The following is a 13,323-nucleotide window of genomic DNA, read 5'->3' as shown; positions in this document are numbered from 1 at the left end:
GCGCGTATGTTCCAGGAGCTGAGGAGCGTCGACGAGTTCCGCGTGGCGAAAGCGGAGTTCGGCAAGCTGTCCAAGCTGATGCAGGACCCGGCTCCCGTGTTCGAATCGCTGGCCGAGCGGCACGGTCTTCCCTTGAACGAGGCGGTTCGGAACTACTACTTCCGTCACAAGGAGATCACGGCTTCCTGGCGTCCGCTGAACGAGGAGTCGGAGATGGTCGGCGAGTTCAGGCTGTCCCATCTGCTGAGTGCCGTGGCACAGAACCACATGGACGACGTCTGGGAGGGGGACGACGAAGAGGAGCGCCTGCTGTACGGCGAGTTGCGGGTCTTCGACGACACGCCCCGCACCGGCACGGGCCGATTGGCCGCCCTGCGAGCCACCCGGGGTGCGACGGACCCGGAAATCTGGTTCCACGACCTGCGCGACGGCGCCCTGCGCATGGACCTCGACTATCCGGGCTATCTGGAGACCCTGCTCGTCACCAAGGGTGTCATCGGCTGGCAGTACCTGTACTGCGCGCCGGAGGACTGCGGCATGGGCTTCATCCCGCTTGTGGACGGGCTGAAGGAGATGCTCGACGTCTTCCCCCGCCTCTTCCCCCACCACGACTACACCGACCTGCAGGCCCGCCTCCGGGAGCGCACATGACCCGCTACCCCGACATCCCCAAACCCATCCGCTCCGGAATAGTCGTCCTCGACCCCGACACCGGCACCCCCCAGCGCGTCATCGTGCTCCAGTTCAACCCGGACACCCTGGAACGCAGCGTGTCCCCGCAGTCCGCCGGTGACAGCGGCGACGCCGGTGGCGGCGGGGCCGGCAGCGGGGACCGCAACGAGGCGCTGCGGCTGAAGGGCCCCGCCCAGGAGACCTGGAAGTTCACCGCCGAGATCGACGCGACCGACCAGCTGGAGGTCGCCGCCCCCGACGGCATCCACCCGCAGCTCGCCACGCTCGAAATGCTGGTCCAGCCCACCACCGCCCAACTGCGGGAGTCCATGCGGCTGTCGAAGCAGGGCGCCATCGAGATCAGCCCGATCGAGATGCCGCTGACGCTGTTCACGTGGGGCAGCAAACGGGTCATGCCGGTGCGGCTGACCGAGCTGTCCGTCAACGAGTCCGCCTTCGACGTCAGTCTCAATCCGATCCGCGCCTCGCTGAGCATCGGCATGAAGATCCTCACCGTCAGCGACCTGCCCGCGGGGCACCGCGGCGCCGACCTCTACATGGCGCACCTCGCGCAGAAGGAGCGGCTCGCCGCGGCGGCCCGGCGTGGCAGCGTCGGCTCGCTCGGCCTCGGAGGCATCGGCGGGTTCGGCGGCACCGCGGCGGTACCCGGCACATCGTTCAGGAGGGCCTGAGCCGACATGGCCGACATCGAACCCTACGAGAGCGCCCTGGACTCGGTCCCCGGTGCCCATCCCTACCCCCGCACCAGCCGCTACCACGACGCCGAGATCGGCGTGCACCAGCTGCCGGACGGGACCGAAGTGCGGTACGCCAAGCGGCGCTTGCTGCCCCCGGTGGAGGAGCAGGAGACGCGGGCGCACACCGTCGGCGCCGGTGAGCGGCCCGATCTGCTCGCGCAGCGCTACTTCGGCGACCCCGGGCAGTGGTGGCAGATCGCCGACGCCAATCCCGTACTCGATCCACGCGAGTTGACCGAGGAGGCCGGGCGCGTCATCGGCATCCCCGCCGGCGGCGGGTTCCCGCAGGGGGACCGGCGTGTTTGATCTGCCCGTGGGGCAGGGCCCCGTCCACATCACCCTCCTCATGGGGCCCAGGCTCGCCCGCCCCGTGCCCGCCGAGGTCACCGAGGCCCTGCTCTCCGCGCAGATCACCGCCACCGCGGGAGAACGCAGCGGTTTCCAGCTGGCCTTCGACCTCACCAAGAACGGGATCATCAGCCGCCGGCTCCTGCCCGAGGGGTTCTTCGACCCCAAGACCCGGCTGGTCGTCACCGTCAGCGTCAAGGGCACCTCCGCGGTGCTCTTCGACGGGCTCGTCGTGCGGCACGAGGTCGGCGCCAGCAACCGGCCCGGCCACTCCACGCTCACCGTCACCGGCGAGGACCTGACGCTGCTGATGGACCTGGAGGAGCGCACCGCCCGGTACCCGAACCTGCCGCCCTCGGAGCGCGTCCTCGCCATCCTGCGGCGCTACTCCGACTACGGCATCCGGCCCGACGTCTACCGGGAGAAGATCGCCCAGCCGCCGCACCAGGACCTGCGCGTGCACTACCAGACCGGCACCGACCTGCAGTACGTCACCGACCTCGCGCGCGCCAACGGCTACACCTTCTACCTGGAGCCGGGGCCCGACCCGGGGCAGTCCTCCGCCCGCTGGGGACCCGAGATGCGCCTCGGCGCCCGGCAGCACGCCCTCAGCGTCAACATGGACGTCAACTCCACCGTCGACCAGCTGACGTTCGCCTACGACGGCACCGCCCGGGAGGAGCCGCAGGCTCGCTGGCAGGACCCGGGGACCCGGCAGTCGGCGCTGCTGCCCCAGCCCTCCATCAGCCCGCTGCGCCCGCCCCTCGGCAAGCGGCCCACCCCCGCCCTCAAGCGGCGCACGCTGTCCGGCACCGCCAAGCAGCAACGCGAGCAGGCCGAGGCCGAGTTGCTGGCCCGCGCCGCCGTGTCCGCCGACGTCGTCTCCGGCTCCGGCTCCCTCGACGTCAACCGGCACGGCTACATCCTCCAGCCGCGTCAGCTCGTCGGCGTACGCGGCGCCGGACGGGCGTACGACGGCGACTACTTCGTCAAGTCCGTGACGCACAACCTGCGGCCGGGCTCGTTCCAGCAGAACTTCACCCTCTCCCGCGAGGGTCTCGAAGCCCGCAGCGACTACGTACGGCCGTAAGGCCCGAGTCACCGACCACCAGGAGCAGTTCAGCATGGCGGCACCCAGCAATCGCTACCTCGGCAAGTTCCGCGGCCGGGTCGTCAGCAACGACGACCCGCTGCGGATCGGCCGGATCACCGTCGAGGTCCCGGACGTCCTCGGCGACGAGCCGTCCACCTGGGCGCTGCCCTGCCTGCCGTTCACCGGGCCCGAGTCGGGGCAGTTCGTGGTGCCGCCGCCGGGGGCGGGCGTGTGGGTGGAGTTCGAGCAGGGCGATCCCAGCTTCCCGGTGTGGACCGGCTGCTGGTACGGCTCCGCCGAGGAGCTGCCGCCCGACGCGCGCCGCGAGTTGCAGGGGGCGTCGCCGGACAAGCCCGTCGTGGTGCAGACACCCGGCGCGCACAAGATCGTGATGAACGACACGCCCGGCGCCGAGCAGGGCATTCTCCTGCAGGCCCAGGGCGGCGCCTACATCAGCATCACCCGGGACGCCGTCGTCATCGCGACCGGCGCGGGTGCCGAGGTCGTGCTGCGCGGCCGTGAAGTGACGATCAACGAGGGCCAGTTGACCGTGCTCTCGAAGCGATGAGGAAAGCGATGAGGAAGTACGGGGGAGGAACACCTTGACCGGGAGTCTGCTCGTCTCCGACGCCGTGATCGGCTGCCCGCACGGCGGCCGTGTCACCGCTGCCGGGCCATCCGCCGGGGGAGTGCGGGTCGCGGGCGCCGCCGTCTCGACGGCCGCCCACCAGTACGTCGTCACCGGCTGCCCGCACACCGCGAGCGGGGTGCCGTCACCGTGCGTCACGGTCCGCTGGGCCGCCGCCGAGGAGTCCGGCATCACTGTCGACGGGCGGCCCGTGCTGCTCGACAGTTCGGCGGCGCAGTGCCTCTCCGCGGCCTTCGTCCCGCAGGGGCCGCCCGTCGTCCAGGCCGCGCAGCGAAAGGTCACCGTCCGATGAGCCCCACCAGCCGGGACACCCGGCCCCGCTCCGACATCGCGTTCCCGTTCCGCGCCGACCGCCGCGGACGCACCGCGCACGCCCGGCACGGCGAGCACGTCCACGACCTCATCGAACAGCTGCTGTTCACCAGTCCCGGCGAGCGCGTGATGCGCCCCGACTTCGGCTGCGGGCTGCTGGACCTGGTGTTCGCGCCCAACAGCCCGGAGCTGATCAACACCCTGGAGCTGTCCGTGCAGGCCGCGCTCCAGCGCTGGCTCGGCGACCTGATCGAGGTGGAGGCCCTCGACGTCGTCAGCGAGGACCACCTCGTCCGCGTGCACCTGTCGTACGCCGTGCGCGCCACCGGCGCACGGCGCGACGACGTCTTCGAAGGGAGGGCCGCGTGACCAGCGCCGCCACCACGTCCCGCCGGGCCAAGGCCCGCGCGGCGCAGCTCAACGGCATCGACGCCGTCGAGGTGAGCGACGACGGGCTGCTGCTCACCGTCACCTTCCTCGGCAAGGCACCGCAGGGGCTGGGCCCGGAGAACGTCCGCATCGACGGCGGCCGACGCGTCACCGGCATCACCGCAGTGGACCTCAGCGTGGAACGCGAGGAGGACCCGGAGCTCGACGACCGGCTGTACGTCACCGTCGACCGGGCCGGCGACACCTCCCGCTACCGGCTGTCCCTGGTCGAGACCGACCCGTACGGGCGGCCCGGCAGCGAGCCGTACCGCGGCTTCGACCAGCGCTACCACAGCGCGACGTTCGTGTTCCGGCCCGACTGCCCGACACCGTTCGACTGCAAGGACGACCACGGCGCGGACACGGTCTTCCCGGCCGCGCCCGTCATCGACTACACGGCCCGCGACTACGACACCATCCGCAAGCTGCTCCTGGACCGGCTCGCGCTCACCACCCCCGACTGGGTCGAGCGCAACCCCGCCGACCTGGGCACCACCCTCGTCGAACTGCTCGCGTACACCGGCGACCGGATCAGCTACCAGCAGGACGCCGTCGCCACCGAGGCCTACCTCGACACGGCGCGCCGCCGCGTCTCGGTGCGCCGGCACGTCCGGCTCATCGACTACGCGATGCACGACGGCTGCAACGCCCGCGCCTACGTCACCGTCCGCACGGCCGACGACCAGACGCTCGCCCCGGGCACGTTCCGCTTCGCCTCCGTCGACGTCCGCAGCCTCGACCCGCACGACCGCCCCGAACCCGGCACGGTCATCGACGAGAACGACCTCGGCGACCTGGACGAACGCGGCTCGGTCGAGGTCTTCGAACCGGTCGTCGCGGCCGACCCGCTGGAACTGCGCGCCGCGCACAACGCGATCCGGCTGTGGACGTGGGGCGGCGAGGTGTGCGCCCTGCCCGCGGGCGCCACCTCGGCGACCCTGCGGGACGCGTGGGTGGACCGGGAGACCTGCCGGGAGCGCCGCCTCGCGCTGCGGCCCGGGGACGTCGTCGTGTTCGAGGAGGTCAGGGGCCCGCGCACCGGCACTTCCGGCGACGCCGACCCGGCCCACCGCCAGGCCGTCCGCCTCACCTCCGTCACCCCCGGCCTCGACCGCATCGAGGACCAGCCGGTCCTGGAGGTCACCTGGGCCGCCGAGGACGCCCTGCGCTTCCCGTTCTGCCTCACCACCCGCGCCGGACGGGACTGCCTGCCCGTCGAGGACGTCACCCTCGTGCGCGGCAACGTCGTCCTCGTCGACCACGGACGCACGCTCACCGGCCTGCCCGAGACGGTCACCGTGCCGCCCGACCCGGCCGTCACCGCACCCTGCGACCCCGCTGCCTTCGGCTGTGCCGACCCGGAGCAGGGCAACGCGCCCGCCCGGCTGATCAACGCGCTCACCGACCGGACGGAGGACGGCCGGGTCCTCGGACCCGACGACGTCCGCGAACTCTTCGGCGTGGTCGGCGAGAGGGCCGTCAACCGCGCCGGACTCGGCCTGGAACGCGCCGGGCAGCGGCACGAACGCGTCGTGCCCGGCACCGCCTACGCCCAGGCCGCCGCGCTGCGCACCCTGCTCGCGCAGTCCGTGTACCCCGGCACACGGCCCCGTTTCCGTCCCGTCCTCGGCCGGACGCCCGTCACGCAGACCGTGCCGTTCCCCGACCGGGCCGTCGTCGCCCGGGGGCAGGCCGAGCGGATCGCGGCCATCCCGGACCGGGTGCGGCAGCGCCTCGTGGAGCTGTGGCGCAGCGCCCGCGACCGGGACGGCCTCGGCGAGACGGAGATCGCCGAACTCGCCGTGATCTACGGCCTGGACGTACTGGAACGCCTCGAACTGCGCCGCCACCCGGTCCGCGCGCTGCGCGAACTCCTGCACCGCAGTGACCGGTTGCTCGACGCCAAGCTGCGCCGCGTGGAGATCCTGGCCGCACGCGCCCGCGCGGGCACCGTCCTCGACGGGCACATCGCGTGGGAGATCGCGCACAGTTGGGGACCTGGCTACGCGGCGGGACTGCACCCCGGTGAGGAGGTGCTGCGCGGCCCCGCGGCCGCCGCCCTCGCCCAGGACCCGCGCCGCGCCCTGCCCGCCGTGCGCGTCCTCGACGGCGACCTGGAGTGGGAGCCGCGCCGCGACCTGCTCGGCAGCGGCCCGCGCGAGCGGCACTTCGTCGGTGAGCTGGAGGACGACGGGCGGCTCGCGCTGCGCTTCGGCGACGGCCGGCACGGCGCGCGGCCCACCCCGGGAGCCCGCCTCGCCCTGCGCTACCGGCTCGGCGGCGGCACCGCGGGCAACGTCGGCGCGGAGGCCATCAACCACCTCGTCGTACGGGACGGGTGCGAGGCGCCGATCGCCGCCGTCCGCAACCCGCTGCCCGCCACCGGCGGCACCGAGCCCGAACCCGTCGAGCAGGTACGCCAGCTGGCGCCGCTCGACCTGCGCCGCACCCGGCTGCGCGCCATCACCGCCGCTGACTACGCGGCCCTCGCCTCCGCCCTGCCCGGCGTGCGGCGGGCCGCCGCCGCCCTCCGCTGGACCGGCAGCGTCCAGGAGGCGCACGTCGCCGTCGACGCGCACGGCACCGGCGCCCCGTCACCCCAGCTGCTGGACGCGGTGACCCAGGTCCTGGAGACGTACCGGCGCATCGGCCACGACCTCGTCGTCGGGCCCGCGCGCCTGGTGCCGCTCGACGTCGAACTGACCGTGTGCGCCGCGCCCGGCCACCAGCACGGGCAGATCCTCGCCGAGCTGTACCGCGTACTGGGCAACGGCCGGCTGCCCGGCGGGCGGCTCGGCTTCTTCCACCCGGACGCGCTGACCTTCGGCGAACCGGTGCGGCTCAGCCGCCTGGTCGCCGCCGCGGCGGCCGTCCCCGGTGTGGAGAGCGTCGAAGTGACCCGGCTGCGGCGGCTGTTCGAGGAGGACCGAGGAGAACGGGAGGACGGCGTGCTGCGGCTCGGCCCGCTGGAGATCGCCACCTGCGACAACGACCCGGACCGGCCGGAGAACGGGCGGCTGGCGATTTCCCTGGGAGGCACGCGATGACCGCGACCGACGAGTGCACCTGCGGCGGCGCCTGCCGCGGCGGCCACGACGAGCAGCTCGCGCCCGCCCCGCTCCACAACCCGCCCGGCCGCACCGCGCTGGACTACCGCGTCGGCGAGTACGGCTCCTTCCTGGCCGCCCTCCTCGACCGGCTCGCCTCACCCGCCTACCCGGCCCTGCACGGCCTGACCGTCCGTACGCCCGACGACCCGGCGATCGGGCTTCTCGACGCCACCGCCGTCCTGGGCGACCTGCTGACCTTCCACTCCGAGCGGATCGCCGACGAGGCCTACGTCCGCACGGCCAACGAGCACCGCTCCCTGGTGCTGCTCGGCCGGCTCGTCGGACACCGGCCGCGCCCCGGCGTGGCCGCGACGACGCACCTGGCGTACACCCTCGAACGCGACCCGCGCGCCGAGGCCCTGCCCGTCGTCGTGCCGCGCGGCGCCCGCAGCCACAGCGTGCCCGCGTCCGCCGACGAGGAGTCGCTGACCTTCGAGACCAGCCGGGACCTGACCGCCCGCTGGGACTTCAACGAGCTGAAGGTCCGCCGCCGCAGGCCCTCCCTGGTCACCCCGCAGGACCTGGCGAAGCGCTCCCAGCTGTTTGTCGCGGGCACCTCCGCCTCCCTGCGCACCGGCGACCAACTGCTGTTCGTGTTCGGGGAACGCGCGGGCGGCGAGCGGAAACTCCTGCCGGTCGCCGGAGTCCGCGTCGACCGCGACGACGACGTCACCGCGATCTCCCTGCCGCAGTCGGCCCCGCCCACCCTGAAGGAACTCGTCGACGAGGTACGGCGCTGGACCACCGACCCCGCCGGGCCCGGCGAGCCCGGCGACGAACCGCCCACGCCCGAGGTGCCCAACCCGCGGCCCGTCAGCCGCCTGATCGAGGACTTCGAGGACCAGGTCCTCACGCCGCTGCGCGCCGACCTGGACGGCGTCAGGACCCCCGAGCGGCTCGCGGCCCGCCTCGCCGAACCCGTCGCCCGTCTCGGCGAGGCACAGGTGCTGGCCACGCCGTACGAGGACGTGGCGGCCTGGTTCGCACAGCTGGAGGCGGTGCTCGCCGAACTCGCCGAGCGAGCCCTGGCGCTGGCGCCCGCCCGGACCGCCGAACCCGCCGCCGCGGCGGCCGCGGCGAGTCCGTCGGGCCCCCGCAACACGGCAGCCCCCCAGGAGGCCGCCCTGCGCGCCCTCGGCGCCGTACTGCCCGCCCTGCGCGGCAGCGCACCCGCACCCCGGGGCGCCCTCGGACCGCAGCGTCCCAGCACCGACACCGCCCGCCTGCTGTCCGCCCTCGACCCCGGCCTCGGCAGCCTCTACCCGGCCTGGCGCACGGCGGCCGCGCCCGGCACGCCGCAGCTCCTGCGCGAACTGCTCGCCCTGCGCGTCACCGCCGCCCCGTTCGGCGCGACGGCCCCGCTCAAGCCCGTCCAGGACGACCGCGGCCGGGTCATCCGCACCGCCGACTGGCCGCTGACCGGCGCCGTACTGGCGAGCATGCGCGTCGTGTACGACACCGCGGGCAAAACCCCGGTGCGGGCCGAGTTCCAGTACGTCGAGGGCAGCAGCTCCGACCAGCGCGCGGAGAACCTGCCCGTCGCCCAGCCCGTCGCCTTCACGCTCGGCCCCGGCCGGGTCGACCTGTCGGTGCGCTCCGGCCAGGACCGCGACCTGAGCTGGCTCAACCTCCCCCACTCTCGACTTCGCTCGAGCGGGGGGACCCCCATCCCGGCCGGCTCCCAGGAACCCGGCGTCACCGCCCGCCTCCACTCCGGCCTGCCCGAACGCACCGTCTTCGTGTCGCGGCCCGACAACGAGGGCCTCGTCCACGTCGGCGTCCACAACGGCACCTCCGAGCAGGTCGCTCTGCGGCCCGGCAGCAGCGAGCAGTTCACGCACGGCGATCACGAGATCAGCCTCAAGTACACGGTGGGCAGCGCCGAGCCCCACGTCGAGATCGTCATCGCCAGCAAGCCCGAACCCGTCAACCGCCGCGTCCTGCAACTGGACACCGTGCACGAGGGCATCACCGTCGGCGGCTGGGTGGCCGTGCGACGCCCCGCCAAGGGAGCCGACGACGGCGTACCCGGCGACCCGGAACTGGCGTTCGTCACCACCCAGGTGGTCGCCGCGCGCACCGCCGTGTACACCAACTACGGCATCACCGGCCGCGGCACCGAACTCACCCTCGCCGACCCCTGGCTGGACGAGTTCGACGTCCTGCTGTCCCACATCCGCGACACCACCGTGTACGCCGCGGGCGAACCGCTCCTCCTGGCCGACGAGCCGCTCGGCGAGGACGTGCACGGCAACGAGATCGAACTCGCCGAGCTGTACGACGGCCTGCGCCCCGGCCGCACCCTGATCGTCACCGGCGAACGCTCCGACATCCCGGGCGTCGCGGGCGTCAGGGCCACCGAAGTGGTCACCGTCGCCGCCGCCGAACCGGCCGTCGACCCGCAACTGCCCGGCGACCACGTCCACACCCGGCTCGCCCTCACCGCCGGCCTCGCCCACCGCTACCGGCGCGAGACCGTGCGCATCCTCGGCAACGTCGTCGAGGCCACCCACGGCGAGAGCCGCGAGGAGGCCATCGGCAGCGGCGACTCGGACCGCACGAACCAGACGTTCGCGCTGTGGCAGTCCCCGCTGACCTGGCTCGCCGACGACAACCCCCTCGGCGCGACACCCGTGCTGGAGATCCGCGTCGACGGCGTGCTGTGGCACGAGGTCGACAGCCTCGCCGGACGCGGCCCGGCCGAACGCGTCTACATCACCGGCTCCACGGCCGGCGGACGCACCACGGTCACCTTCGGGGACGGCGTGCACGGCGCCCGCCTGCCCACCGGCCACGAGAACGTCCGCGCCCGCTACCGCTTCGGCACCGGCCGCGCCGCCAACGTGCCCGCCGACCGCGTCACCCAGCCCCTCACCCGCCCGCTCGGCGTCACCGCGGTCACCAACCCGCGCCCGGCGACGGGCGGCGCCGACGCGGACGGCCCCGGCCTGACCCGCCGCACGATCCCGCTCGCCGTGTCCGCCCTGGACCGGCTGGTGTCCGCCGCCGACTACGAGGACTTCGCCCGCTCCCGCGCCGGCATCGGCCGGGCCGCCGCACGCGAACTTTTCGACGGACGGCGGCGCGTGCTGCACGTGACGGTCGCCGGCACCGACGACGTGCCCGTCGCGGGCGACTCCGCCACCCTGCGCGCCCTGCGCGGCGCGCTCACCGAGTACGGCGACGCCGGCCTTCCCGTCCGCGTGGACGCCCGCGAACTGGTCCTGCTGCTGCTCGCCGCCAAGGTGAAGGTGGCGCCCGACCACACGTGGGAGATCGTCGAACCGCGGCTGCGGCAGGCCCTGCTGCGCCGGCTCGGCTTCGACGGACGCGAACTGGCCCGGCCCGCCCGGCTGTCCGAGGTGCTCGCCACGGCGCACTCCGTGCCCGGCGTCGACCACATGGACGTCGACGTCTTCACCGGCGTGCCCTCCTCCGCCACCCCCGAGGAGCTCACCGCCCTGCTCACCGACCCCGGCCCGCCCAGGGCGACCGTCCCGGCGCACCCCGCGACGTACGACGAGAAGGTCCACACCGTCCGCGACGACAAAGGCGAGACCCTGACGTCGGTCTGCGCCCGGTACGGCGTCCCGCTCGCCGAACTCCTGCGCCTCAACCCGGACATCACCGACACCCGGCGCCTGGCCAGGGGCAGGTCGGTGTTCGTCTTCCGCGGCGTCCGCCCCGCCCAGCTCGCCATGCTGTCACCGCGGGCCGCCGACACCCTGATCCTTACGGAGGTCAAGTGATGTCCCCGGACACCCCGCCCGCGACGCCCGCCCCGGCGGTGACCGGGGACCCCGACGGGCTCGCCGCGCTGCTGCCCCGATGGCACCGGCTGCGCGACGCCGAGGAGGGCGAGCCGCTGCGCGCCCTGCTCGCCGTGATCAGCGAACAGCTCGACCGGGTCCGCGACGGCGTCCAGCAGGGCTACGAGGACCTGTTCGTGGAGACCGCCGCGCCCTGGGTGCTGCCCTACCTCGGCGACCTCGTCGGCTACCGCACACTGCCCGGCTACGAACGCGTCCTCACCACCGGCCTGCACGACGGCGGCCGGGCCGCACTCGCCGAGGCGGTCGCCCCGCGCCAAGACGTGGCCGGCACGGTCGCGAGCCGCCGCCGCAAAGGCACCCTGCACCTGCTGGAGGAGCTGTCCGAGCAGGTGGCCAACTGGCCCGCGCGGGCCGTCGAACTGTCCCGGCAGGTCTCCCACACCCAGCCCGTGAAGCTCTACGGGAGCGGGCGGCGGGGGGACCGCGGCCGGCTCGCCGACCTCCGCGACGGCGCCGCACTCGCCCTCCAGAGCGGCCCGTTCGGGGCCACGGCCCGCACGGTCGACGTCCGCCGCGCCGACTCCCGGCACCGGCAGGGCGGCCTGACCCCGGCCGGCGTGGCCCTGTTCGTCTGGCGGCTGAAGGCGTACTCGCTCACCCGGTCCCCGGCGTACTGCGTCGACCGCGCCCGCAACCTGTACACCTTCTCCATCCTGGGCAACGACACCCCGCTGGTCACCAAGGCCCTCCCGGAACCCTCGCCCGCGCACATCGCCGCCGTCGACAACGTCCCGGCGTTCGTCACCCGCCGCCTGCTGCACGACCGGCTCCTCGACTACTACGGCCCCGGCAAGAGCCTCGTCATCCGCCGCGACGGCGAGGACCGGCCCGTGCCGCCCTCCGACATCGTGGTCGCCGACCTGTCCGACTGGCGCTACCGGCCCAGGCGCGGCCAGGTCGCCGTGGACCCCGAGCTCGGGCGGATCGCGTTCGGCTCCCGGACCGCGCCCCGGCAGGGCGTGTGGGTGGACTACCACTACGCGTTCGGCGCCGACATGGGCGGCGGCGCATACGAGCGCGACCGCGAACCGCGGCCCGACGCCGAGGTCTACCGGGTCGGGCCCGGACAGCCCTACCGGCAGATCATGGACGCCTACCGGGCCTGGCAGCACGACCGCCGGGCCGACCGCACCGGGCCCGCGGGCATCATCGAGATCACGCACAGCGGCGCCTACCAGGAACAGCTCGACTTCGACCTGGACCCGGGCGACCGGCTGGAGGTGCGCGCCGCCGAGGGCACCCGTCCGGTGATCCGACTGCTCGACTGGTACAGCAACCGCCCCGACGCCCTCAACGTCCGCGCGGTGTCCGGCGACTGCGCCCCGCACGAGCGGCCCGGCATCGTCCTGGACGGGCTGCTCGTCGCCGGACGCGGCATCAACGTCACCGGCCCGGTGGGCTCCGTCGTCCTGCGGCACTGCACCCTCGTACCGGGCTGGTCGCTGGAGCCCCAGTGCGAGCCGCACTCGCCGGAGGAACCGAGCGTCGTCCTGGAACGCACCACCGCCTGCCTCCAGGTCGAGCACAGCATCCTCGGCACCATCGAGGTCATCGGCGACGAGGTGAGCGAGGACCCCCTCGCCATCCACATCCGCGACAGCGTCGTGGACGCCACCTCCGACCACCGCGAGGCGCTGTCCGCCCCGGACTGCCGCCACGCCCACGCCGTGCTGCACCTGCACCGCACCACCGTCATCGGCGAGATCCACACCCACGCCGTGCGGATCGCGGAGAACTCGGTGTTCACCGGGCGCCTGCACGTGGCCCGGCGCGGCATCGGCTGCCTGCGGTACTCGTACGTGCCCGCCGGGTCCCGGACACCGCGCCGCCACCGCTGCCAGCCGGACCTCGCCGGGACCGGACAGGCAGGCCGCGTCAGGCCGTTGTTCGCCTCGCAGCGCTACGGGACGCCCTGGTACGGGCTGCTCGCCGACCGGTGTGCCGAGGAGATCCGGCGCGGCGCGGACGACGGCGCCGAGATGGGCGCCTGCCACGACCTGTACCGGCCGCAGCGCGAGGACGGCCTGCGGGCACGGCTCGCGGAGTACGCGCCCGCGGGCACCGACGCCGGGATCTTCTTCGTGACGTGAGCGACCGCAGAGCCACCGAACCCGCACGC

General features: G+C 73.9%; 10 protein-coding genes. All 10 read left to right on the top strand.

Annotated elements, in window-relative coordinates:
- The first annotated feature begins 6 nt into the window (after nt 1-6).
- Genes QC282_RS02675 through QC282_RS02630 form a run of 10 tightly spaced genes read left to right on the top strand, consistent with a single transcriptional unit; the run spans nt 7 to nt 13,294 of the window.
- Nucleotides 7-651: a hypothetical protein gene (locus QC282_RS02675; protein WP_279547527.1), complete on the top strand. Its 645-nt coding sequence runs from the start codon at nt 7-9 to the stop codon at nt 649-651.
- Complete coding sequence (locus QC282_RS02670; protein WP_279547526.1) at nt 648-1,364, top strand: hypothetical protein; 717 nt, start codon at nt 648-650, stop codon at nt 1,362-1,364. The genes QC282_RS02675 and QC282_RS02670 overlap by 4 nt, the downstream gene beginning before the upstream one ends.
- 6 nt (nt 1,365-1,370) lie before the next feature.
- Nucleotides 1,371-1,736, top strand: coding sequence for a hypothetical protein (locus QC282_RS02665; RefSeq protein WP_279547525.1), 366 nt, complete (start codon nt 1,371-1,373; stop codon nt 1,734-1,736).
- Nucleotides 1,729-2,868: a hypothetical protein gene (locus tag QC282_RS02660; RefSeq protein WP_279547524.1), complete on the top strand. Its 1,140-nt coding sequence runs from the start codon at nt 1,729-1,731 to the stop codon at nt 2,866-2,868. Before QC282_RS02665 ends, QC282_RS02660 begins: the two co-directional genes overlap by 8 nt.
- Before the next feature lie 34 nt (nt 2,869-2,902).
- Complete coding sequence (locus QC282_RS02655) at nt 2,903-3,439, top strand: phage baseplate assembly protein V (RefSeq protein ID WP_279547523.1); 537 nt, start codon at nt 2,903-2,905, stop codon at nt 3,437-3,439.
- Between the two features lie 34 nt (nt 3,440-3,473).
- Complete coding sequence (locus tag QC282_RS02650) at nt 3,474-3,812, top strand: hypothetical protein (RefSeq protein ID WP_279547522.1); 339 nt, start codon at nt 3,474-3,476, stop codon at nt 3,810-3,812.
- Nucleotides 3,809-4,201, top strand: a complete 393-nt coding sequence (locus QC282_RS02645) for a GPW/gp25 family protein (RefSeq protein ID WP_279547521.1) — start codon at nt 3,809-3,811, stop codon at nt 4,199-4,201. Before QC282_RS02650 ends, QC282_RS02645 begins: the two co-directional genes overlap by 4 nt.
- Nucleotides 4,198-7,308, top strand: coding sequence for a putative baseplate assembly protein (locus tag QC282_RS02640; protein WP_279547520.1), 3,111 nt, complete (start codon nt 4,198-4,200; stop codon nt 7,306-7,308). Before QC282_RS02645 ends, QC282_RS02640 begins: the two co-directional genes overlap by 4 nt.
- Nucleotides 7,305-11,120, top strand: a complete 3,816-nt coding sequence (locus QC282_RS02635) for a putative baseplate assembly protein (protein ID WP_279547519.1) — start codon at nt 7,305-7,307, stop codon at nt 11,118-11,120. The genes QC282_RS02640 and QC282_RS02635 overlap by 4 nt, the downstream gene beginning before the upstream one ends.
- Nucleotides 11,120-13,294 carry a hypothetical protein gene (locus QC282_RS02630; RefSeq protein ID WP_279547518.1) on the top strand — a complete coding sequence of 725 codons (2,175 nt, stop codon included), beginning with the start codon at nt 11,120-11,122 and terminating at the stop codon, nt 13,292-13,294. The genes QC282_RS02635 and QC282_RS02630 overlap by 1 nt, the downstream gene beginning before the upstream one ends.
- The last annotated feature ends 29 nt before the right edge of the window (nt 13,295-13,323 follow it).

Source organism: Streptomyces sp. DH24, from assembly GCF_029813775.1.
Classification (GTDB): domain Bacteria; phylum Actinomycetota; class Actinomycetes; order Streptomycetales; family Streptomycetaceae; genus Streptomyces.
Note: the sequence above shows the minus strand (reverse complement) of the source record. Positions and strands in the feature narration are given on the sequence as shown.